Origin of the sequence: Mucilaginibacter rigui, assembly GCF_014773275.1 — a bacterium.
Lineage (GTDB): Bacteria > Bacteroidota > Bacteroidia > Sphingobacteriales > Sphingobacteriaceae > Mucilaginibacter > Mucilaginibacter rigui_A.
The window spans coordinates 102,788-126,287 of record NZ_JACWMW010000006.1; the positions used below are offsets into that span (position 1 = coordinate 102,788).

Annotated in this window: 22 protein-coding genes; 11 read left to right on the forward strand and 11 right to left on the reverse strand. The window is 42.8% G+C overall.

The window, feature by feature from the left end; genetic code table 11:
* Positions 1–36: 36 nt before the first annotated feature.
* From IDJ75_RS19830 to IDJ75_RS19845, 4 genes are all read right to left on the reverse strand, one after another.
* Positions 37–660 (reverse strand): hypothetical protein, encoded by a 624-nt coding sequence (locus IDJ75_RS19830; RefSeq protein WP_191177395.1) that lies wholly within the window; start codon positions 658–660, stop codon positions 37–39.
* Positions 657–1,130 carry a (2Fe-2S)-binding protein gene (locus tag IDJ75_RS19835; protein ID WP_191177396.1) on the reverse strand — a complete coding sequence of 158 codons (474 nt, stop codon included), beginning with the start codon at positions 1,128–1,130 and terminating at the stop codon, positions 657–659. The genes IDJ75_RS19830 and IDJ75_RS19835 overlap by 4 nt, the downstream gene beginning before the upstream one ends.
* A gap of 410 nt (positions 1,131–1,540) precedes the next feature.
* Complete coding sequence (locus IDJ75_RS19840; protein WP_191177397.1) at positions 1,541–2,446, reverse strand: EamA family transporter; 906 nt, start codon at positions 2,444–2,446, stop codon at positions 1,541–1,543.
* Position 2,447: 1 nt separating this feature from the next.
* A complete protein-coding gene (locus tag IDJ75_RS19845) occupies positions 2,448–2,627 on the reverse strand; it encodes a hypothetical protein (protein ID WP_191177398.1) in 180 nt (59 codons plus the stop codon).
* 299 nt (positions 2,628–2,926) lie between these two features.
* Here IDJ75_RS19845 and IDJ75_RS19850 point away from each other — a divergent pair, with 299 nt between their 5' ends.
* The 4 genes from IDJ75_RS19850 (at position 2,927) to IDJ75_RS19865 (ending at position 9,844) form a co-directional block, all read left to right on the forward strand.
* A complete protein-coding gene (locus IDJ75_RS19850; RefSeq protein ID WP_191177399.1) occupies positions 2,927–3,523 on the forward strand; it encodes an RNA polymerase sigma factor in 597 nt (198 codons plus the stop codon).
* Between the two features lie 66 nt (positions 3,524–3,589).
* Positions 3,590–4,789, forward strand: a complete 1,200-nt coding sequence (locus IDJ75_RS19855) for a FecR family protein (protein WP_191177400.1) — start codon at positions 3,590–3,592, stop codon at positions 4,787–4,789.
* Between the two features lie 227 nt (positions 4,790–5,016).
* Positions 5,017–8,346 carry a TonB-dependent receptor gene (locus tag IDJ75_RS19860; RefSeq protein ID WP_191177401.1) on the forward strand — a complete coding sequence of 1,110 codons (3,330 nt, stop codon included), beginning with the start codon at positions 5,017–5,019 and terminating at the stop codon, positions 8,344–8,346.
* A gap of 19 nt (positions 8,347–8,365) precedes the next feature.
* The gene (locus IDJ75_RS19865) at positions 8,366–9,844 is read left to right on the forward strand and encodes a RagB/SusD family nutrient uptake outer membrane protein (protein ID WP_191177402.1); all 1,479 of its coding nucleotides are present in this window, start codon (positions 8,366–8,368) and stop codon (positions 9,842–9,844) included.
* A gap of 234 nt (positions 9,845–10,078) precedes the next feature.
* On the opposite strand, the gene IDJ75_RS19870 is transcribed toward IDJ75_RS19865, so the two are convergent.
* On the reverse strand, positions 10,079–10,246 hold the full coding sequence (locus IDJ75_RS19870) for a hypothetical protein (RefSeq protein ID WP_191177403.1): 168 nt from the start codon (positions 10,244–10,246) through the stop codon (positions 10,079–10,081).
* A 165-nt stretch (positions 10,247–10,411) separates the two neighbouring features.
* On the opposite strand from IDJ75_RS19870, the gene IDJ75_RS19875 reads away from it, so the two are divergent.
* Positions 10,412–12,499 carry a tetratricopeptide repeat protein gene (locus IDJ75_RS19875; protein ID WP_191177404.1) on the forward strand — a complete coding sequence of 696 codons (2,088 nt, stop codon included), beginning with the start codon at positions 10,412–10,414 and terminating at the stop codon, positions 12,497–12,499.
* Between the two features lie 40 nt (positions 12,500–12,539).
* Here IDJ75_RS19875 and IDJ75_RS19880 read toward each other — a convergent pair whose 3' ends face one another.
* A complete protein-coding gene (locus IDJ75_RS19880) occupies positions 12,540–12,887 on the reverse strand; it encodes a winged helix-turn-helix transcriptional regulator (protein ID WP_191177405.1) in 348 nt (115 codons plus the stop codon).
* Positions 12,888–13,005: 118 nt separating this feature from the next.
* On the opposite strand from IDJ75_RS19880, the gene IDJ75_RS19885 reads away from it, so the two are divergent.
* The 4 genes from IDJ75_RS19885 to IDJ75_RS19900 all read left to right on the forward strand — a co-directional run bounded on the left by IDJ75_RS19885 (position 13,006) and on the right by IDJ75_RS19900 (position 16,884).
* Complete coding sequence (locus IDJ75_RS19885; RefSeq protein ID WP_191177406.1) at positions 13,006–13,608, forward strand: FMN-dependent NADH-azoreductase; 603 nt, start codon at positions 13,006–13,008, stop codon at positions 13,606–13,608.
* Between the two features lie 81 nt (positions 13,609–13,689).
* On the forward strand, positions 13,690–13,986 hold the full coding sequence (locus tag IDJ75_RS19890; RefSeq protein ID WP_191177407.1) for a hypothetical protein: 297 nt from the start codon (positions 13,690–13,692) through the stop codon (positions 13,984–13,986).
* Between the two features lie 154 nt (positions 13,987–14,140).
* Positions 14,141–16,462 (forward strand): S9 family peptidase, encoded by a 2,322-nt coding sequence (locus IDJ75_RS19895; protein WP_224746692.1) that lies wholly within the window; start codon positions 14,141–14,143, stop codon positions 16,460–16,462.
* Between the two features lie 71 nt (positions 16,463–16,533).
* A complete protein-coding gene (locus tag IDJ75_RS19900) occupies positions 16,534–16,884 on the forward strand; it encodes a DUF1801 domain-containing protein (RefSeq protein ID WP_191177408.1) in 351 nt (116 codons plus the stop codon).
* Positions 16,885–17,008: 124 nt separating this feature from the next.
* On the opposite strand, the gene IDJ75_RS19905 is transcribed toward IDJ75_RS19900, so the two are convergent.
* Genes IDJ75_RS19905 through IDJ75_RS19925 form a run of 5 tightly spaced genes read right to left on the reverse strand, consistent with a single transcriptional unit; the run spans position 17,009 to position 21,408 of the window.
* A complete protein-coding gene (locus IDJ75_RS19905; RefSeq protein ID WP_191177409.1) occupies positions 17,009–17,509 on the reverse strand; it encodes a hypothetical protein in 501 nt (166 codons plus the stop codon).
* Positions 17,510–17,519: 10 nt separating this feature from the next.
* Positions 17,520–18,446 (reverse strand): TIGR01777 family oxidoreductase, encoded by a 927-nt coding sequence (locus tag IDJ75_RS19910; protein WP_191177410.1) that lies wholly within the window; start codon positions 18,444–18,446, stop codon positions 17,520–17,522.
* Positions 18,447–18,458: 12 nt separating this feature from the next.
* Positions 18,459–19,274 carry a thiol-disulfide oxidoreductase DCC family protein gene (locus IDJ75_RS19915; RefSeq protein WP_191177411.1) on the reverse strand — a complete coding sequence of 272 codons (816 nt, stop codon included), beginning with the start codon at positions 19,272–19,274 and terminating at the stop codon, positions 18,459–18,461.
* Positions 19,275–19,329: 55 nt separating this feature from the next.
* Positions 19,330–19,836, reverse strand: coding sequence for a GbsR/MarR family transcriptional regulator (locus IDJ75_RS19920; protein WP_191177412.1), 507 nt, complete (start codon positions 19,834–19,836; stop codon positions 19,330–19,332).
* 51 nt (positions 19,837–19,887) lie between these two features.
* Positions 19,888–21,408, reverse strand: a complete 1,521-nt coding sequence (locus tag IDJ75_RS19925) for a cryptochrome/photolyase family protein (RefSeq protein ID WP_191177413.1) — start codon at positions 21,406–21,408, stop codon at positions 19,888–19,890.
* A gap of 109 nt (positions 21,409–21,517) precedes the next feature.
* On the opposite strand from IDJ75_RS19925, the gene IDJ75_RS19930 reads away from it, so the two are divergent.
* Positions 21,518–22,498, forward strand: coding sequence for an NAD-dependent epimerase/dehydratase family protein (locus IDJ75_RS19930; RefSeq protein WP_191177414.1), 981 nt, complete (start codon positions 21,518–21,520; stop codon positions 22,496–22,498).
* Between the two features lies 1 nt (position 22,499).
* Positions 22,500–23,285: an SDR family NAD(P)-dependent oxidoreductase gene (locus tag IDJ75_RS19935; RefSeq protein ID WP_191177415.1), complete on the forward strand. Its 786-nt coding sequence runs from the start codon at positions 22,500–22,502 to the stop codon at positions 23,283–23,285.
* The last annotated feature ends 215 nt before the right edge of the window (positions 23,286–23,500 follow it).

Sequence of the window (23,500 nt, forward strand, 5' to 3'; positions counted from 1 at the left end):
AAACGAGTTGAGTGTGCTTAATAATAAACTTTATTGCTATTTACCATTTGGTGCATAAGCGCCTGTGGTTAACCAGGTGATCCACGCTTTTTTAAATGCAGCGTGGCTTATTGGCGGTAGTTTACGCCCCTCACCGGGGTTCCAGCCAGCCAGCACTAAACCATCATCTGCATGTTCTATCAGTTTCTTCAAATCCTTGTGGCCATTTTGGTTCGGATCTACCAATTGTTTAGCAAGCTGGTGCGGCGTACGCCCCTGGAAAATCATTTTCATATCGGCCGGAGGCAAATGCCAGTTAGGATTGCCCGGCGGCGTGTGCAACCCTGGTGTATTTGCCGGCTGATGGCAATTGGAACATTTCATGGCATAAACTCCTTTACCATCAACACCTCTTTTAGGCAACATCGTATGCAAGTGACTGTCTTCGCCCTGAAGTGGGATATCTCCTGAAGGATGGCAATTCATACACCTCGCACTCATTAGCACTGTATAAACTTGTTTAAATGCCTTAACCGACGCTATGCTGTCTTTTTTCACAACAAGCTGTTTTGATACAGGTGCATTATCGTTGTGAAGCGCAAATGCCATAATACCCACCATTGTTAGCAACACACCTATCGCCGCTAATGCTTTCACCGGGAATTTTATTTGATTTTTCATTTACTTGCACCTTCCTTTCTCTGCAACTCGGCAGCTAAATGTATGGCCTTACGAATACGCAGATAGGTACCGCAACGGCAAATGTTACCGGCCATGGCACTATCAATATCAGCATCGCTGGGGTTGGGGTTTTCTCTTAACAATACTGCTGCCGACATGATCTGCCCGGAATGGCAATAACCGCACTGCGGTACATTTTCCTCGTTCCATGCCTGTTGCGCGGGGTGATCATTATTTGCTGACAGACCTTCTATGGTAATTACCTGCTGGCCTGCTGCGCGACTTAGCTTAGTAACGCATGAACGTACCGCGTCGCCATTTAAATGTACAACGCAAGCCCCGCATTGTGCCACACCGCAGCCATACTTGGTACCGGTAAGACCGATGATATCTCTGATCACCCAGAGTAACGGCATGTTAGGGTCCGCATCAATTTGATGTTGTTTCCCGTTTACAGTAATTGAGGTCATAAAAAAATCTGTTTAATTCGGTTGTTTATCTGCCTTGTCTTGCATCAGCCCTTGACAGATCGGGCACACTCACTAATGAGTGTTTGGTTTCATTTATTATATGCACTGTATTCGCTGATCGTATTAAAAGCGTTGCAGGGTATCCATAATAATGGCTTCCTAATTCGAATTTACACTATTAATCAATGAGTTGGTTATGGCTTTTTCTCAAATATGTAATAATTGTATAAATATCAGTAATCTGTATTATAATTACACCCGAAAAACATAACACTTTTGTATAGTACTTAGTTTGAATTTGTTTGATACCAGGAAAGTAAGCCCCACAGGCCGATGTTATATACTACCAAACTAAGTAAGACGGACAGCTGATAGGGGTGAATGGACGGATTTATAGCAGTACTATAATCTTAAACTATCACTTGCTTTTCTTTCTTGTTCCCTATATTCATTAGCACCACGGCAAACAATATCAGTATAACGCCCAGCCATTGCAGTGCGCTTACAGGCTCTTTTAACAATATATTGGCCATTAATACCGAAACCGGGATCTCTATAGATGCTATAATGGCCCCCAGCCCCATGCCCGTTAGTGGCATGCCGCGGGTAAACAGTAACGGCGGCAGTATAGTGCCAAATAAGGATAAGATGAGCCCCCAGCGCAGGAATATCTGATAGTGAAAAGCCTGGTTAAGCGACGAATGAAAAATAACCGCTATAATAATTAACCCGCCCAATATCAAGTAAAGGCTTCTTTTCAAGGGCGGTAAATGAACCCCAATATTATTGGATGAATACATAGTACCCGTATAGCAAACAGCGGCCATCATCCCCCAGGCAAACCCGGCCCAGTTTATGGTGATGGATTCCTTAAGCAGATTAGTTGCAAGTACAGTTCCTGCCAGAATGATAAAAACGGCTGCTATTTTACGTGATCCGGGTGTTTTTTTATGCAGTATCATTTCTACTATTACCCCCATCCACACGGTTTGCATAAGCAGCACAATAGCAACGCTTACGGGTATATATTGAACTGCCAGGTAATAGAAAACACTGGTTAAGCCCATTGATGTACCAGCGGCTATTAACTTAAATATGCTTTTACTGCCCGATGTTTCTACAGGCGGGGCTGGCTCACGTTTACGAAATAAGGTTAAAATAAACAACCCGATAAACCCAAGGCCAAACTGCGAAAGCGTTACTTCAGCAGTGCTGAAACCTTCATGATAGGCCATTTTTACAAATGTAGCCAGCATACCATAGCTGGATGCGCCCAGCGCAATAAAAAGGCTACCCTTAAGTACGTTACTTTTCATGTTAAACAAATGCCTTCTCTACCACACCTTTAATCGCCTGGTTGGCCATTGCTATTACATGAATATCAATGATGGCTACAATATTAAATACAATTTTCAAATACTCGCTCCGGAAGTTCATGCGCTCGTTATACCCTTCTTTCCCGTATCCCTTTACACTCTCAAAGCAGCAGGATAACATTTATTTTAGAGGAGGCGAATATAGGTTTTCTGCATATTATTGAGGTATAATTTACCTATTCATACACCCACAGGTATAAATATTACATTACTTTGTGTTATGCGCTATTACTTCGCTTCCTGGTTATCTTCTATAATGAGTATTTTCATTGGCTCGGTGCTTCCCGCCTCAAAATATTAAGCTACATGTTAATATTGAAGCAATTTTGAAGATACCATGCTTGCCGTTCATCTACTTCGTTTCTTTACTTTAATTTATGATGTTTTTTTTGTTAAGTTTATCTCAATAATAACAGGTAAATGGGTGCGGATATAAACGAAGAAGAAGGCTTGCTTAAACTCCTGAAAAGTGGAAGCGAAGCAGCATTTACCCGCCTTTACCAACTTTACGTGCGCCAGTTGTATTCAAAAACACTAAAAATGGTACACGATAAAGATATCGCACAGGAAATTATACAGGACATTTTCCTGAAGATCTGGGAAAGAAGGTCGCAAATTGATCCTGCCAAATCATTCAAAGCTTACCTTTATACTATTGGTGTTAACCTTGTATATGACCATTTCAGAAAGCTGGCTAAAGATACAGCCTTGCAAAACAGCTTGCTTTCGGTAGCCGAGCAAGACTATACCTGCCAGGAAGATAAAGTTATTAGCCAGGAACAACTTGCTTTGATACAAGGTGCTATTGAACAGCTTTCGCCGCAACGTAAAAGGGTTTATATGATGTGCAAACTGGATGGAAAAACGTATGCCGAAGTTAGCCGGGAGCTAAACATATCTCTTTCTACCATTCAAGACCATATGGTAAAGGCAAATATCGTATTAAAGAATTACCTGAAAAACCACCCTGATATAGCAATATATGCGGTAACGCTTAGTATTATAGCCTCGCTGTAAATATTTTTCATTTAGCAGCCCACATAAATTTTGCCTGCAGCGTATTAGTAATAAACGCAGCCAAAATTGAACCCTTCCCAACAGCTTAAAGTACTGATAAAAAAGTACATTAAAAATGAATGTACACCGCAAGAGGTACAAACGCTTCTTAATGCATTTAACATTCCCGGGAATGAAGCTTTGCTGAAGGCGTTGTTGACCGAACAATACCATAATTTAGAAATAACCGGCGATGTATCACCCGAAGAAGAACTTGTATTTGAGCAAATCCATCATAAGCTTATCAGCCGCATCAAGCAGGGTGATGAAGCACCAAAAATAAGATGGCTAAACTGGCGGACTGCAGCTGCTGCAATAATAATCATAGTAGCATGCGCAGGTGCTATTTTTTCCCTGAAACTCCCGCAGCGGTTGGCTCCTGCTAACGATATTGTAAAAACTACAAAACCCGACATTCTCCCTGGAAGCAGCAAAGCCATACTTACGCTGGCTAATGGCAAAAAAATGATATTGAGTAATACTCCAAATGGGATTATTGCAAGACAGGGCAATACCGTAATACATAAGGATGCGGGCGGTACTTTAATAAACATTACTGATACTCATGTACAGGGCAATAATTTGAATGAATACAATATAGTGGAAACCCCTATTGGAGGCGAGTACAGCGTTACCCTGGCAGATGGTACCAAAGTATGGATGAATGCCACTTCTTCATTAAAATATCCGGTACAATTTAGCGGTAAAGAGCGTGTGGTAGAACTTACCGGTGAGGCTTATTTTGAGGTAGCTAAAGATGCTGCAAAACCATTTAAGGTTAAATCCTCGGGGCAAACAATTGAGGTATTGGGTACCCATTTCAACATAAATGCTTATGAAAATGAAGGTGTAATGAGAACCACCCTATTAGAAGGGCGTGTAAAGGTTTTAAATAAAACAGGCGTACAGTTTTTAAATCCCGGCCAGCAGTCGGTAATGAATTTTGGTGGCGATGGGCGCATCAAAGTTTTAACTGATATGGATACGGACGAAGTAGTATCATGGAAAGAGGGCTATTTTCAGTTTAACCAGGCAGATATTCATACAGTTATGCGGCAATTATCCCGCTGGTATGATATTAAAGTAAGTTACAGCCCTCAGTTAACATCAAAAGAGTTCCAGGGTGCTATACAGCGCGATCTTAAGTTTTCGCAGGTGTTACGTCTCCTTGGCAAAACCAAGTTACACTTTACTGTTAAGGGAAAGGAGGTTATGGTTATGGACTAATTATACATTCTTAACCATATCCTTTTTTCAAAAAAAATGCCGAAGGTGGGCAAACACCTCCGGCTATGGCAAAGAGGATAATACAACTTGTTTCAATCATCTTATTTCTCACTACCAATTATTCAAATATAATGAAATTTATTATTTGCAGCATTTGCTGTGCAATGTCTTCCTGTGAACAGGATTTAGCTAAGCCGCAAAAGAAGAACCACCCATTTTGGCGAATTATGAGGTTGACTATCATTTTACTTATCGTAGCATTTATGCATGTTCATGCAAGTAGTTTTTCTCAAACGGTAACCTACTCTGGCAAGGATGTAGCTTTAGAAAAAGTGCTTAAATCAATCAGAAAACAAACCGGCTATGTGTTCTTTTATGATTATTCTATCCTTAAAAATTCAAAGCCTGTAAGCCTTAATATTAAAAATGCCAGCATACAACAAGCCCTTAGCGAGTGCCTGAACGGGCAACATTTAGATTACGCTATTGAGGACAAAACGGTGGTGATCTCCGTTTTATCTGAGGACATAATAAAGCCTTTGCCCCCGGTAAAGATTACCGGAAAGGTAACGGATAACAGTGGTGCAGCATTACCAGGTGCCACCGTTAGTATAAAAGGAAGGGCTGGTGTGGTATTAACCAACGCTGACGGCGGTTTTTCTATCGAAGCAAAACCCGGGGACCTGCTTTTGGTATCCTACATTGGTATGGAAACAAAGGAACTGTTAATAGCAAACCCCGTACCGGCCAGTTTAAATATAGCTTTAACCGCCTCAACCGGTAGGCTAACCGAGGTAGTTGTTGTAGGCTATGGCACCCAAAAACGCCAGGATTTGAGCACATCAGTTGCCACCGTTGGATCAAAAGCCATAGGGCGACAAGTAGTAAGCAGTTTTGAAAACGCCTTACAGGGGCAGGCCGCAGGTGTACAGGTAACAAACCCTACAGGCCAGCCGGGTTCTGCGATAGAAATAAGCATCAGGGGCAAGAACTCCTTAAGCCTAAGCACATCGCCCTTATACGTTATTGATGGTGTGCCGGTACAGCCAAGTTATGACCAGGAATTGGGTATTGGTGGCCAGAGCCCTAACCCTTTAAGCAGTTTAAACCCGAGCGATATTGAAAATATCGATGTGTTAAAAGATGGTGCTGCCGCCGCCATTTATGGTTCAAGGGCATCAAATGGAGTAGTTGTGGTAACAACAAAAAGAGGAAAATCCGGCGCACCGCAAGTAAATTTTAGTATGTATTACGGCGTTCAAAAACTGGGTAAAAAAATAAAGCTGCTTAACGGCAAACAATTTGCTAATATATATAATCAAGCATTAGCTAATGAGGGGGAAGCCCTCGCATACGATGTTGATACGGTTAGTACCAATACAAACTGGCAGGATTTGCTTTACCACACCGCCCCTATGCAAAACTATCAGCTAAGTGTGGCAGGCGGGAATGATAAAACCCGATATTATATTTCCGGGGCGTACTTTGATCAGGATGGTATTGTGATAAACTCGGGGTTTAAACGGTACTCTACCAAAATTAATTTGGACCAACAGGTTACAGATAATTTTAAAATAGGTACAAGCCTTAGTTTGGCAGCTACAAACAATAACAGGAGCACACGTACCGAAATAGGCCTTAGTAATGGAGGTGTGGTTTTAGGCGCCTTACAACAAATACCCACAATACCTATTTATAACGCCGACGGCACCTATGCACTTAATCCGTTTTCACAGTCAGATAACCCCTTTGGTAATAACGCTACTACAAGTAACATTACCAAAATAAACCAGCTATTTGGTAACCTGTATGGCGAGTACTCCATCTTAAAAAATCTTCGCTTTCGCACTTCTTTAGGTATAGATTATCGCTCCCAATATGAAAATCAGTTTATAGCAAGGGAAAATCCCGGTTTTCAAAATGCGCCTTCTGCCACCAGGGGAAGTGCCGCAACAGGAACCAATATCGGCACCATCTGGGTTTGGGAAAATACACTTACTTATGATCTGAATATGAAGGATCATCATCTTACCCTATTGGGTGGGCAGTCTGTTCAAAATTCACAAAATTTCAGCTCCAGCGCCTCCGGTTATGGTTTCCCATCAAACGCGGTTCCATATTTATACGCGGCAAGTATTAAGCAAGCAATGTCCAGCTACGAAGAAGCATGGGGCCTGGTTAGTTATTTTTTAAGAGGCAACTATAATTATAAGGATAAATATTATGCTTCAGCCAGTATACGTGCTGACGGATCAAGTCGTTTTGCTGCCAATAACAGGTTCGGATATTTCCCGGCAGTTTCTGCTGCATGGCGAGTTTCAGAAGAACCGTTCTTTAACAAAAATGGTGTAATTAGTGAGTTTAAACTTAGGGGCAGCTTTGGTGCTAATGGCAATCAAAATGTTGGGATTACTGACCGGTTTAGTACTTATGGTAGCGGGTTTAATTACAGCAATTATAATGGTGATGGAGTTGTTGGTGGTATTGCGCCCCAACGGATAGGGAATCAAAATCTGAAATGGGAAACTACGTACCAGTACGATGCCGGGTTTGACCTGGAATTATTTAACAGCCGTGTAAATATAACAGCTGATGTTTACCTGAAAAAAACCAAGGACCTTCTAATAGATGTGCCTCTGGCAGTGAGTGCCGGTTCTGAAGCTTCCAGCATCATTCAAAACCTGGGTCAGGTTCAGAATAAGGGATTTGAACTTGGCATAAATACGGTAAATATGCGTAATACAGGTGGGTTCAACTGGAGTACACAGTTTAATTTCACTATAAACCGTAACAAGGTAATTGATATTGGTACACAGATTGACGAAAATGGAAAACCGGTTGACAGGGAAATTATTGGCAACTACTATATCACAAAAAAAGGGCAGCCTTTAGGTGCTTTTTATGGTTATGTAGTGAAGGGGATATTCCAAAACCAGCCGGAGATAAACGCAGCACCGGCACAGGCCAATGCAGCACCGGGCGATTACCGTTTTGAGGATGTTGATGGGAATGGTGTGATAGACCCGAATGACAGGAAGGTAATAGGTGACCCTAACCCTAAGTTTATTAGTGGTATAACCAATACATTTAGTTATAAGGGCGTGGATCTGAGTTTCTTTTTACAGGGGAGTTTTGGAAATAAAATTTTTAATCAGAACCGTACTTTACTTGAAAACCTGATAGATCCAGTCAATCAATCTATAGATGTATTGAATAGTTGGACACATGAAGGGCAGGTAACCAACCTAGCACGTGAAGCATTGGGCGACCCTAACGGGAATAGCCAGTTTTCAACCCGGTATTTGGAAAGTGGTACATATGTAAGGTTAAAAAACCTGACTGTGGGCTACACGTTTCCGACAGGTTCACTCAAAAAAATCGGGATTTCTTCGTTACGGATATATGCCACAGGTCAAAATATCCTGACGTTCACCAAATATAAAGGATATGACCCGGAAGTAAATGCCGCACCTTTTTCAAATGCAGGTTTCGGTATTGACTATGGTGTTTACCCGCCGGCTAAGGTTTATACCCTGGGTGTGAACGTACAGTTTTAAACCTATCAATCTTATAATTATGAAACCATATAAAACTTATATATATATCCTGCTTACTTTGGCAGCAACAAATTTTACTGCGTGTAAAAAAATTCTTGAAAAACCACCGCTTACCGTTATTACGGCTGATAATTATTTTAAAAATGGTGATGATGCGGAGTCGGGCATAGTGGCGTGTTATGATGCATTACAAAATGATGGCTATTATGGGTCGGTACTTAACGTTTTAGGAGAAATGCCATCAGACGATGCTACTTCAGACAATACTGATGTTTTTACATTGGATAAAATACAGTGGACATCAATAACCGACCAACCGGGCCGTCTTTTTTTGAATGCATATAAGGGCATCAATCGCGCAAATGCCGTTCTTAAATATGTGCCCGGTATAACCAAAGGGCTAACCGAAGAACGCAGGACCCAAATATTAGGTGAGGCACATTTTTTAAGAGCCCTGCACCATTTTAACCTGGTAAAAAGCTTTGGAGATGTAACCATACGTACCGAACCAAGCGAATCGGAAAGCCAATCGGCAAAAGCCAGATCAAGCCAGGCTGAGGTTTATGCATTGATAGAAAGCGATCTTACTGCGGCAGAAAGCATGTTGCCTGAAACTTTTGGCGGGCAAAGTATAGACCGTGTGCGCGCTACTAAGGGAGCAGCCAATGCCTTGCAGGCAAAAGTATTTCTTTACGAACGCAAATGGCAGGAATGCCTTACTGCTGCGGGTAAAGTTATAGCTAACAATAACTATGGCACCACTTTAAGCACGCCCTATCAGGACCTCTTCCCTTTCAAAAATAAAAAGGAATCTATCCTGGAGGTACAGTTTGATGGTGTAAACGATCCCGGCCTTAGCTTACCGGATCTAATACTCCCTAATCCACCTGCAACATACTCTTTCCCTAAATATAATATCCCTGATAACGACTTGATCTCAAAAGTCGATATGGTGAATGACGAACGTTGGAAAAAACGTGGCGAGGTGGAAGGCGGCACAAACTATACCAGTGTTATATTAGGGAGTGGTACAGGTAATGATTCGGGTTGGTTTATTTACAAATGGAGAAACACAAACTTTTTCGCGAGTGAAGACAATTATCCATTACTTACCTTAAATGATGTTTATTTGATGTATGCAGAAGCATCAAACGAACTAAATGGCCCTAATGCTGACGGCTTAGGCAAATTGAATGCTATTCGTACAAGAGCAGGCCTTGTTGGTAAAATGTTAACTGACCTGCCAACAAAAAATCTGTTCAGGGATGAGGTAGATTTGCAGCGCAGATTTGAACTTGCCTTTCAGGGCGACAGGTGGTTTGATCTGGTACGATACGCCAGGCAAACACAGGCGGATCCGTCTGCAGTTCATACGGTTGATGCACTTAAAATCATTACGGCTCAGAGGGGTACAGCCGATCCTAATTATTTGCTTTTTCCCATCCCTTTAAATGAGTTGACTGCCAACCCACTGTCGAAACAAAACCCCGGTTTTTAATACAGTGTTTATAAAACTGCTAAAAACTGTTGCCAATGCTATTACCATATTATGGGTAACACTAAACTTATCAAACTAAAAGAAACTTTAGCAGGAGTGCTGGGTATAGTTGATTTAAAGATGAGCCGGAGGGATAATCTCTTCGGCTCTTTTTGATTTTATTATTCCGGTATGTTTATGTACAAGGCTAATTTTATTGAATAAAGAGGTTGCGGATATGGTAAGGCAAATTGATCAAAGCGATTGCATCAACTGCACCTTCTCCAACTGTTTGTTATTCTGAAGGTAAACCTTGCCGCTTCTAAGCACAGCAAGATAGGCTTTACCATCATTAAAATAATTACCAGGAACCGGGATGTCGCCGGGTTGCCAAACGGCAGGTAATACGGCGCAATTAACCAACAATTTAAAATATCACCCATATTATTATGCTTATGTATGAAGTGGAATTGCTATATTTAACCGGAGGTTTATTGTGGGTGATAAGTGAGTACAACCGCCACATAAATTAGTTCCTGTTTAATTTAGCCGAAAACCATGCCTTATCACACCCCTATAAAATGGTTTATGAAGCACTGCTGCTGGCTGTTGCTGCTTTTTTCTATTCCCGGTTACGGCCAAATAGCTAAAGTAAACGAGTTGTTAGGCCAGCTTAAAAAACCAATTGCCGATACTACCCGCCTAAGATTGCTTGGCAAACTTACCGAAGCCTACAGGACTGTTGATCCTGAAAAAAAGTTTTACTATTCCATTATCTATAAAAAACTTGCCGAAAAATTGCATGACGACAAGGCCCTTGCCGATGCCTACCTAAGCATAGGGGTATCATATGGCATCCGCAGCAGGCTGGATAGTGCTATTTATTATTATACTTTAGCGTACGATACGGCGGTAAAAACAAACTATCTTATTGTGATGGGCAAAAGCTTGTCAAACACAGGCCTCTCATACGCCCGTTTAGATGATGACAGAGAAGCTATTAACTATTACCTAAGGGCACTTGCTATCTTAAAAAAAGCCGATTTTACAAAGGGTATTAACCAGTGTTATATTAATATTGGCTCCATTTATGAAGATAGTAGGGAATACAAGCTTGCCAATACCTATTATACTCAGGCGTTGAAAAGCTATACTACATTAAAAGATACCGCAGGTATTGGGTATGCCCTATTTTGTGTTGGCGATTCTTATGCTCAACTTGGCCAGGTAAAAAAGGGGGTTGACTACCTGAACAAGAGCCTTGCCATCCGAATAAAGCTCGACGACCAAAACGGCATCGCCCTTGTAAAAAAAGCGCTGGGCCGGGCGTATCGCCAAACAAAGCAATACGAACTGGCTATTGGCAATTTAAACGAAGCGCTAAAAATTACGCAGGGCTTAAATGACCAATACGAACAGCTTGCCATCCTGTTAGACCTTTCCGATGTTTACCTTGATATACCCAATTATGATAAGGTAAAAGATTACGCCCTTCAGGGCATCACAATAGGGAAAGCTATCGATTCAAAATCGGGCGTTGCCGATTGCTACCTTCGCCTGGTCACCGTTTATAAAAAGAAACACGATATCCCCAAGGCTTTTGCCGCACAATCTGAAATGTTGGCTATACAGGATAGCCTGCAGGGCGAAAAATCGCTAAAGGATGTTACGCTTATGGAGATAAACAGGATGCGGGCAGAAAATGCGACGCTGGCAAAAGACAACCACCTCATCACCACCAAAAACACCAGTATACTTACCAAATTAAATCATTATTCAAATACCATTGTTTTTACATCCATAGTTTTAGTTTTGGCCATTTTTTTACTGGTAGTACTATATCGCCGAAATGCTGAAAAACAGGCGTCGAATAAACAACTTGTAATACAACAGCAGGAAATAGCCAACATCAATAAAGAACTGGCCTTAGTTAACGAAGAGCTTAACACCCAAATGGAGCTGGTAAGCGCGCAGAATATTGAACTGGAAAGGCTTAATGATATCAAAACAAAATTCTTTTCTATTATCTCGCACGATTTGCGGGGGCCGCTTGGCACCCTTCAAACACTGCTTGCTGTGTACCATGATGGCATTATAGGCAAAAAAGAATTTAACTCGCTTTTAATGAAACTGGAAGATACCATTATATCTACCGGTACTTTTTTGGATAACCTGCTGGAGTGGTCTAAAAGCCAGTTGGAAGGCATTGTAGTTAAACCTGTAAATTTCAATATAAGCGAATGCATTTTGGAAAATGCCCGGCTTTACGAAACCAAAATTGGGCTGAAAAGCCTTAAAGTAATTAACCTTGCAACAGAGCCTGTACAGGTTTATGCGGATAGGAATATGATAAACCTGGTGATCAGGAACCTGCTGTCAAACAGCATAAAGTTTTGTAACCCCGGTGATGAGATAAAGCTAAATGCCGAAGTAAACGGTGATAAAGTAATTGTAAGCATTGCAGATACAGGGCCAGGCATAAGCGCGGAAAATGCAGGTAAGCTTTTTAATCTTGAACATACTTTAAGCATGGGTACCCATGGCGAAAAGGGAAACAACCTCGGTTTAATACTATGCCGGGATATGGTAACCCAAAATAACGGTAAAATTTGGTTTGATACCAAACAGAATGAAGGCACCGTATTTTGGGTGGAGCTACCCGGCGCAACAAAATAAAAAAGGCTATTTGACCTTGCGCGGAATTAGATTTGTTATCCTACCTCTCTCTTCTAATTTTATCGCGATGCATTTCTCCCCATTCAGCCAGAGCCAGAAACAAATCTCCCAGTGTATCGGCATAATCAGTTAGCTGGTACTCTACCACAACGGGTGTTTGGGTATGCACTGTTCTTTTCACAAAGCCATTCATTTCAAGCTCCTTTAACTCGTTAGACAGTACACGGGCTGAAATACCGACACTAACCCGCTGGATCTCGTTAAAGCGCTTGTGGCCTTCTCTCAAAGATGCTATCACACGCAATTTCCACTTCCCGCCAATTACATAAAGAGCATCGTCTATAGCATTTAATTTACTGGTGCATTCCGTCGTTGATCTCTCGGCCATTTTTATAACTATTTGATTTTCATAAAACTATACAAAAGGTTACCGCTAACCTTTTGTATAGTGCTAATAATTTGTAACCAAATGTAGATAGTTTTGGCCAGATAAAAATCAAAACACGATGAAAAAAATACTTCATATCATTTCCAGCCCAAGGGGTGCGGCATCTTTCAGTATTAAATTAGGGAATGCCATTATTGAAAAGTTAAAGGCCCAATACCCAGGCAGCATGGTGAAAGAAACCAACTTGGCCAATCAACACTTCCCACACCTGGAAGAAGCGCAAATTACCGCATTCTTTACCCCTGCAGAAAAGCGCACACGCGAAAATATAATTGCGGTAAAACACTCTGACGATGCCATTAAGGATATTTTGGATGCTGATATTATTGTGATAGGCGCACCTATGTATAACTATACTATCCCTTCGGCATTAAAGGCATGGCTTGATCATATTATAAGGGCTGGAGTTACTTTTAAATATGATGAGAACGGCTTGCAAGGCCTTATTAAAGGAAAAAAGGTGTACATAGCAGAAACCAGCGGAGCAGTATATACCGAAGGGCCCATGCAGTCGTTCGATTTTATCGCCCCTTATTTAAAAGCTGTACTGAGCCACATTGGCCTTACAGATGTTACCATATTCCGGATAGAGGGTACGTCAATACCGGGCGTGCAGGATAACGCAGTAGAAAAAGGCATTAGCAGTATAATACTGAATTAAGCTTTAAAAATTTTGCGTTTTAGGGGTAACAAAATATCGCTATAGCTGATATAGATACAGAAACCCTTAAAAATCAAAATCATGAAAAAGTATTTATCAGCAGCAATTTTAACAATTATCAGTGTAGCAGCTTTTGCCCAGGCACCGCAACAAAAAGGCGGCATCAATACCATTAATAACAGCATGCCCTCACGTATTTCAATGAACGTTACAGTTGCCCGGCAAACCCCCAACACCAGTTTCGGCGAAAAGGTAAACGCCGGGTTAAGCACAGCAGGAGCGGCAATAGCAACCGGCGCAGCCGCTGTAACAACTCCTGCACCCGGTCAATCAGCATATCGCGAACGCAGAACATATACTGCGGGGCGTAAATATTAAGCTAAGCTGACTTTATACTTACAGCCATCTGCATACATGCAGGTGGCTGTAAATTGCACTGGTTAACACTCTGTAACAATCATTATACTATGCAAGCATCGTATTAAATAAGAATTTGCTTTACTTTGGTTTGTTTTAACTAACTGACCTTAATATGAACAAATACTTACTAACTGCAACGGCTTTTATGCTGGCATTTGGCGCAAATGCCCAACAGCATGCCCCTGTAACAGCTAAGGATTACGAGCATGCCGAAAGCTTTTTAAGTTTTAATACCGAGCCATTTATTGACCGTGCCGGCATCAGGCCAAACTGGTTACCGGGCGATAAGCTTTGGTACCGTGTTAATACCGCGCAAGGCAGCGAATTTATATTGGTTGATCCCGCCAGGAAAACACGCTCTGCCGCCTTCGACGCCCAAAAACTGGCTGATGCCCTTGCTGCTGCAGGCGGTAAAAAATATGACGCTAATAAATTGCCATTCCAAAGCATAAATTATACTGCCGACGGCAAAACCGTTTTATTTACGGCCGACGATAAAAAATGGGCATATAACCCGCTAACCAATCAGCTAACAATCGATACAGCCAAAGCACAAACGGAAAAGCAGGAAAGATCTGGCCGCGGCGCGCGGGGTGGCAATGAGTCGCTGTCTCCCGATGGTAAACGCGCCGTGTTTATTAAAGATTATAACCTTTGGGTGCGCGATGTGGCTACCGGCAAACAAACCCAGCTGACTACCGATGGTATAAAAGATTTTGGCTACGCTACTGATAATGCCGGGTGGGCAAGCAGCGACAGGCCCATCGTGTCATGGTCGCCTGATTCTAAAAAAGTAGCTACCTTTCAGCAGGACCAGCGCAACGCCAGCGATATGTATTTAGTTACAACTAATGTAGGCAAGCCAACGCTTAAAGCATGGAAATATCCTTTGCCGGGCGATAAAGAGATCATCACCATTCAACGTGTTGTTGTTGATGTAGATAATGCCAAAGTGATCCGCTTTAACGTAGCGCCTGATCCGCACCGTTCAACCTTGAGTGATAATATATCAAGCGGCGGTACGCTCAATGATATCGATTGGAATAGCGATGGCAGCGAACTTGCCTTTGTATCTACCTCCCGCGATCATAAGAACGAGAAGGTCCGCATTGCTGATGCCTCTACCGGAACCGTACGCGAAGTATTTGAAGAAACCGTTAAAACACAATATGAATCGGGCTGGAGCGCTATTAACTGGCGTTACCTGCCTGCATCAAAAGAGATTATTTGGTTTTCGGAACGCGATAACTGGGGGCACCTTTACCTTTATGATGCCAAAACAGGCAAACTAAAAAACCAAATAACCAAAGGCGATTTTGTAGTTACCAAACTACTAAAGGTTGACGAAAAAACCCGTACACTATACTTTACTGCAGGTGGCCGCGAACCGGGCAACCCATATTTCTCGCATTTTTATAAAATTGGCTTTAACGGCAAAGGCTTAACCTTGCTTACGCCTGAGGATGGCAACCATACCGTTAGTTTCTCGCCAACAGAAAATTATTTTGTTGACAGCTACTCGCAGCCAAATGTTGCGCCCGTTACTGTACTGCGCGATCTGAATGGTAAACTGATAGCAACCTTAGAAAAAACTGACTTATCAAGGCTGATAGCCACCGGTTGGAAAGCGCCTATCCCTGTTAAGGTAAAAGCGGCTGATAAAACGACCGATATTTATGGGCTGATGTTTACGCCAACCAAAATGGAGGCCGGCAAAAAATACCCGGTTATTGATTATATCTATCCCGGCCCACAAGGCGGCAGCGTGGGCAGCTGGTCGTTCTCGGCATCAAGGGGCGACCACCAGGCACTAGCCGAGCTTGGCTTTATTGTAGTATTGATAGAAGGCACCAGCAACCCGCTGCGATCAAAAAGCTTCCATGACATGAGCTACGGCAACATGGGCGAAAACACCCTGCCAGATCAGATCACCGCCATAAAACAACTATCGGCACAATACCCTATGGATACTACAAAGGTGGGCATCTGGGGGCATTCGGGCGGTGGTTTTGCAACTGCTACGGCGATGTTCAAATACCCTGATTTCTTTAAGGTTGGCATCTCAGAATCGGGTAACCACGAGAACCGCAATTACGAGGACGATTGGGGCGAACGCTACAACGGCTTGGTTGAAAACTCCAACTACGATGCGCAGGCTAATCAAAATTTCACCAAAAACCTGAAGGGTAAACTAATGCTTGCCCACGGGATGATGGATAATAACGTGCCGCCATACAATACCCTGCTGGTAGCCGAAGCGCTTGAAAAAGCAAATAAAAGCTTCGACCTGGTGATATTTCCTAACAGCCCGCACGGTTACGGCCAGTACTCCTACTACATGATGCGCCGCCGCTGGGATTATTTTGTAAAGAATCTGTTGGGTGCCGAACCACCTTACGATTATGTAATAAAACCCAAAACAAACCAACGTTAAAAACCGCGACAAGTTTATATTTCTGAGAAAGCCTGCAATGAAAATTGCGGGCTTTTTTAATACTTTTATTCATGCTTCGCCCGATAGACAATTACTTTTTGCAGCACAGTGAGCCAAACCAAAGCTGCCTGCAATTTATGCGCGGGCATATTTTAAAGCTCGACGATAACATAACCGAGGCATGGAAATACGGGATGCCCGTTTTTTGTTATAAAGGAAAAATGATGTGTTACCTATGGGTACATAAAAAGCTGTTGCTGCCTTACCTGGGGATTGTTGAAGGTAAACTCATCAACCATCCCGACTTGATCATTGAGAAAAGAGCAAAGATGAAGATTCTTCTTATTGACCCTGAAAAAGACATCCCGATAGAGTTGATAGATAGTATTTTAAAAGAGGTGCTTCAATACTATATCAAATAAAAACAACCGCTATCGCGAGCTTTCAGCTCGTGATTAGCATAAGGTCAGCTTTCAGCTGACGTAAGCAGAATGCTTACTCCATGTAATATCACGAGTTACGCTCCGCTAAACTCGCGAAAGCATATTAATGGTTTTTTAAGGTGTTTTCAAGTATTTCTAACTGATAGGTATATCGGCAGGCAATATACAAAGGGATAACCCCTATCACTCCAAAAGAGCAATCTACCAATTGCCAAAACAAGGGGATATGCCTTATTGGCCCGGCTATAAAAGCCAGCGGGAATATCAGCACGCAGGCTATCATACCAAACTGCAGCACCCATATATTCCGCACCGGGTTGCGCAGGGGACCGATGAATGCTATGGCGATAACGATATGGGCAAATGCCAGCCAGTCGGTACCGTAACTTAGATATGGGTATTGGGCATTGGTGGTTTTTACAGCGGTATAAATAGTAGTAAGCCAGTGCTGCATTTTTGGCGAAAACATATCAATGTTATTTATGGCAATAGCCAGTTCGCTTTCTATGGGAAAGGCGGTAATGCCGCTTAATACCAGGCCGGCCATCAGGAAAATAAGCCAGCTTTTTATCTTCTTTTTTAATTGTATTGGGGTGGGGCTCATGGTACTGATTTTAGACTCTAATGCTTATGATATCTTTAATGGCATGTTCTACTTTGGCAAACTGGAACTGAAAGCCGGTATCCAGCAGGCGCTTTGGTAGCACCCAGCGGCTTTTCAAAATCAGTTCCGTTTCGGTACCTATCAAGGCGGCGCCCATTTCCAGAAGCCAGGCCGGTGCAGGCAAACCAAACGGAACACCGCAGGCATTTCGAAGCTCCTTCATAAGGTCAGTATTTTTAATAGGATTAGGTGTAGTGCAGTTGAGTACCCCGTTAATTTCCGGGTGTTGCAGCAGCCATTCGGTGCATTTTACTACATCTTGTTCGTGCACCCATGATACATATTGCTGCCCGTCGCCCTGGTGGCCGCCCATACCTGCTTTAACCAGGTTTATTAACCTTGGCAGGGCGCCCTCGTTATGGCCAAGCACGATGCTGATACGTAAAGCAACTTTGCGGGTATGCGGAGTTTCTGTTTCAAAAAAGGCCTGCTCCCATTGCTTGCAAACATCAATAGAAAAACCGTATCCAATTTCGCCTGTCTCCTCGTCCTGCGGGCGGTCTTCAGCGTGGCGGTATATAGTGGCAGATGCCGCGTTAATCCAAAGTTTTGGCGGGTTTATTAACCCATCCACAACCTTACCCAGCAGCCTTGTGGGTTCAACCCTTGAGCAGATGATCTCTTCACGGTTTTCTTTTGTGTAACGGCAGTTTACATTTTTGCCGCAAAGGTTTACCAGCAAATCGGCGCCTTCCAGCTCTTTAACCCAATCGCCCGGGGTACGGCTATTCCATACCAAGGTGTTGATGTTGCCTTTTGTAGGGGCAGCTTTCCTGCTCAGGATGATGACATGTTCGGCCAAATCTTTATAATAACCGGCAAGGGCTTTGCCTAACTGCCCGTTGCCACCTGCTAATATGATCTTATGATACTTCATGACACTTGAAGATTAAATGAATAAAATGGCAACCAAAATTGCCCCGCGGTAAATAGCCCAGGTGATAGTCATCATCCAACCCAGGTTCAACATTTTGCTTCTGCGGATATGTTCTAAGAACATCAACCCGGCAACCAGCATAAAGTATCCTGCATAAGCTACAGGGTGTGGGCCCAATATATTTGCAAGCAAAACCATCGGTAACAGCAGCAGGCTGCCCGCAAAAGAGATGGTCATCATGTTACCCAGGTAATCCCATTTTTTACCTGCTGCAATCAGGCTTATAATAAGGCCTTGAAAAAATATTTGTCCGCCACAGATCAGGCACTCGCGGTATAGGTTACCTACGGGCATTATCCCGGCAAGCAAAACCGCATAATGAGTGAGTATGTATGAAGTGACTGCCCAGGTAAATATTAAATAAGCCACACGATATTTTAATTTAAAGGTTGGCTGTATGGCAAAGCCATCGCCGGCGGTGGGTATAATAACCCTGCGGTTGTATGATATAAAGGCGTAAAACTTGCTCATTAGCCAAGTAAATGGTGCAAAGGCAAATAGCGGTTTAAATACCGGCATGGCGTTACCCAATATTTTAAACAGGCTTTTTATACCGTAGGTAACCTCGCCTGTTTTGTTGTCTATGAGGGCTATCTCGTTTACTGCTCGTTGCCTGTTTACCATAGGGCAGGTTTGTGGTTGCAATTGTTGATAAGGCGCACGGCCATTATTATCCAACAAACCAGTTTGCACAAATGCTTTCGTGTATAGGTTGCACATGGGGCATTCGGCGTCGTAAAGTATGGTATGATTGTTTAAGGTTTTCATTATAGTACTATTTGAATTTTCAGTAAATATTGAAATATACAAAGCAAAAAAAATGCTACTTGAACATTTTAAAAATAGAACCCCAAAACCAGCTTTCTTCTGCCTTCAGCATGGTATCTAATGTCCGGTCAACATTTTTAGCCATCTTGTTAATATCGGTAACCGATTTGTTAAAGGTTGCGTATTCAGGGTGTTTGGTATCACCTTTTACTTTTACCAGCTCGTCTAATATTTTCATAATAGGTTCAAGTTCGCGTTTGCGTCGCTCTTTGGCCACTTGGCGGGCAATGTTCCAGGTGTTTTTATCAGCAAAAAAGTATTCCTTACGCTCGCCGGCTTTGTGTTGTTTTTCCACCAGGCCCCAGCTCATCAGGTCGCGCAGGGTCATGTTGGCATTACCGCGCGATATGCTCAGGTTCTCCATAATATCCTCAGTGGTCAAGGCATCCGACGTCACCAGCAACAGGGCATGTACTTGCGCCATGGTGCGGTTAATGCCCCATTCAGAACCTAACTTGCCCCATGCTTCAATAAACTTTTGCTTTGCTTCCGGTAATTCCATATACAAATATAAATAACTTTTTAAACTTTCAATATATATTGAAAGTTTTTTTTATTTGATATAACCACCTTGTTTATCCAGCTCTTTTAAAAAGCTTTCGGCAGTATTAAGGTGCTTTTGTTGTTTTTCTTTAGACATTTTATCAAAGGTTTTAATTAGCATGCCCAGCCTTGGATTCCGCATAAAAAAGTTGCGGTGCACATGCATAAACCTCCAAAACAGGCCGTCCCAGATACTCTGCCATTCGCCTTTCGGCCAATCGCCCATTTTCATGAGGTAGTTGCTGCCACTGATGTATGGCTTGGTCATCATCAGGCCGCCATCGGCAAACTGTGTCATGCCATAAGTATTAGGCACCATCACCCAATCATAAGCATCAATGTACATTTCCATAAACCATTGGTAAACCTGATGTGGGTCAAATTCGCAAAGCAGCATAAAATTGCCCATTACCATCAGCCGTTCTATATGGTGGCTATACCCTGTTCGCAGCACCCGTTTAATTACCGTATCTACAGGTGCGATCCCGGTTTCACCTTTCCAGAAAGATGCGGGGATCTTCCTGCTAAAACCCCAGTAGTTTTTGGTACGCTGTTTCACCCCTTCGCGCTCGTATACAATATGGATAAACTCGCGCCATCCCATTATTTGCCTGATAAACCCTTCTAATGAGTTAAGCGGAATGTTATTTTCGGCTGCAAAATCAAGCGCTTTATTAATTACCTGCTGCGGGTTGAGCAGCCCAATGTTTAAAGCCGGGGTAAGTACAGAATGATATAGAAAACTTTCATGCGCCACCATGGCATCTTCGTAAATGCCGAAGTTTTGAAAGCTCTGTTTCAGAAAGCTATCCAGCCACCGTTCGGCATCGGTATAAGTAACCGGGTAAAAACCGCCTAAATTACCAAAGGGTGATGCCAAGTTGCCATAATTATGCGGGTAGTGGTCATCTACCCATTGTTGTGCTTCGGTTACATATTTGTTCTCATTTGGCACTTCCAACACGGGCACAGCTTCGTTTTTAGGGAATTTTAAGCGATTCTCGCTGTCATACGTCCACTTACCGCCGAGGGGCTTGCCATTGGCTTCCAGCAAGATATTTCTTTTTTTACGTTCAGCTATGTAAAAATCTGTTTGAAAATACGTTTTACGGCCATCAAAAAACTCTGCCACATCATCGGCACTGTTCAGGTAATTCGGCGTACGGTACTTTGCTAACGCAATGTTATGCTTAGCACACTGGGTGTCCAATCTTTTCTCCAGCCAGTTGTCGGCCACATCGCAATAATGAATTTGCACTACACCCTGACTGGCCAAAAACGGCACCAGTTTGCGAACATCGCAAAGGTCATCTGTAGCTTCAATGTATTCAACTTCGATGCCTTTTGCCGTTAAATGATCGGCATAAAACTTCATGGACGCACGATGCAACAGCAGTTTCTTTTTATGGAAGGTGTATTGGTTAAAATAAAGGCTTTCTTCTACCAGGTAAACCAGCCGCTCTTTTTTTACAGCCGGGTGCTTTTCAAATAACTGGTGCGGAAAAATAAGCGCGATACTTTTTGGGTGCATGTACATTTAACATACGTTGATAGGCAATTGTTCAATAAATGGATAAGCGCGATGTTTAAATTTCTTTCCATAATTCGTGTTATTAACCCATCTTTACGGTACATCTATTATGAATATTTTAGTTACCGGCGCAACAGGTTTTATTGGGCGGCAGCTTTGCCTTGTGCTTGCACAGCAAGGGCACCATGTAAAGGCGCTTTGCCGTAATATTAACCACCCCTACCTGATAGAACACCCCCATATTGAACCCGTAAAAGGCGACATACTGGACCCGTACGGCCTGCTTAATGCCATGCAGGGCTGCCGGCAGGTTTACCATACCGCCGCCATGGCCAAAATGTGGTGTAAAAACGAAAATGATTTTACCGAAACCAATGTAACCGCCACCCACAATGTGCTCGAAACGGCTAAGCAGGCAGGCGTTAAACGCATTGTATATACATCAACCTGCGGGGTTTGGGGGCCTACGCTTAAACACCCCATGACCGAAGAAGACCCGCGCGTGGTAGGTTTCCAGATTGCGTACGAGCGCACTAAATACTTTGCCGAGCTGGAGGTGAACAAATTTGTAAAACAAGGTATGGATGTGGTTACAGTTAACCCATCGCGCGTGTTTGGCGAAGGGCCAATAACAGACAGCAACACCGTGAGTAAAATGATAAGCGGCTACCTGAAAGGTAAATGGCGCATCATTCCCGGTGATGGCGGGCAGGTGTCTAATTATGCTTATCTTGAGGATGTGGTTGACGGGCACATTGCAGCTATGGAAAAAGGCACCTGTGGCAACCGCTATATTTTAGGCGGCGAGGATAAAAGCTTTAACGAGTTTTTTGAAACGCTGGAAAACATATCGGGCATACATCATAAAATGGTAAGGCTGCCGCAAAAGGTTATTAAATTTTATAGCCGTATTGAAGCTTTAAAAACTAAGCTTACCGGCCTTGCCCCAGTTTTTTTACCAGAGTTTGCCGATCGCCTTTTGCTTAACCAAAAATATAGCAGCCAAAAAGCCGTAGAACAGCTTGGCTACAAAATAACACCCTTCCCCGAAGCGATGCGTAAAACCATAGATTACTTAAAAGCACACTGATATGCCGCAACTAACTGCCATCATAACCGGTGCAAGCGAAGGCTTGGGGAAAGCCTTTGCCGTTGAACTTGCCGGCAGGGGGTGTAATCTGGTGTTGGTGGCCTTACCCAATACCGGGCTTACCAACTTAGCCAGCTACCTGCAAAAAACGTTTGATATTAAGGCGGATACATTAGAACTGGACCTAACCGCAGCGGATAGCCCTGAGCAGATATTTGCTTATCTATCTAAACAGAAACGTACCGCGCATATCTTGATAAACAACGCCGGCCTGGGTAACTGGGACTGGTTTACAGATAAGGAAACAGCCTTTTACAAAAAACAAATTGAACTGAACATCACCACTCCCGTTTTGCTAACGCGATTATTTTTAGGCCAGGTTGACGCAGCGGTTACCTCATACATTTTAAACGTAGGAAGCCTGGGTGGTTTGTTTGTAGTGCCTAAAAAGCAGGTTTATGGCGCTTCGAAATCATTTATGCGGTATTTTACCCGTTGCATGCAGTTGGAACTTACCGGCACTAATGTGAAAATGAGTTTGCTTAGTCCGGGAGGAATAAACACCCGGCCCGAAATTATCCTGATGAACCAAAAGCTTAAAGGCATTGCCAAAGCCACCATTTTTGAAGCCGACGAGGTTGCGCGTATCGCTATCGACGGTATGTTCAAAGGCAAAAAAGAGATCATCCCCGGCGCAGCAAATAAGCTGTTGGTTTTCTTGAACGGTATTTTACCGGGTTTTGTAAAGGATGCTATTATTAAGGGGAAGTTGAAGGGGCATGGGTAAATATGAAATCGTCATTGCGAGTGTAGCGTGGCAATCTTCGATAGAAAAGTCGGCGACAAGCATGTCGAAGATTGCCACGTCGCTACGCTCCTCGCAATTGTAAAGGTCAAGTAATTCGATAACAGAATTAGCTTTAACAAATAAAGCTAAAGTTATGCGAAACATTAACAATGACCTGACCTTAAAGCGCAACTATCTGAACAAGTACTGTTTCC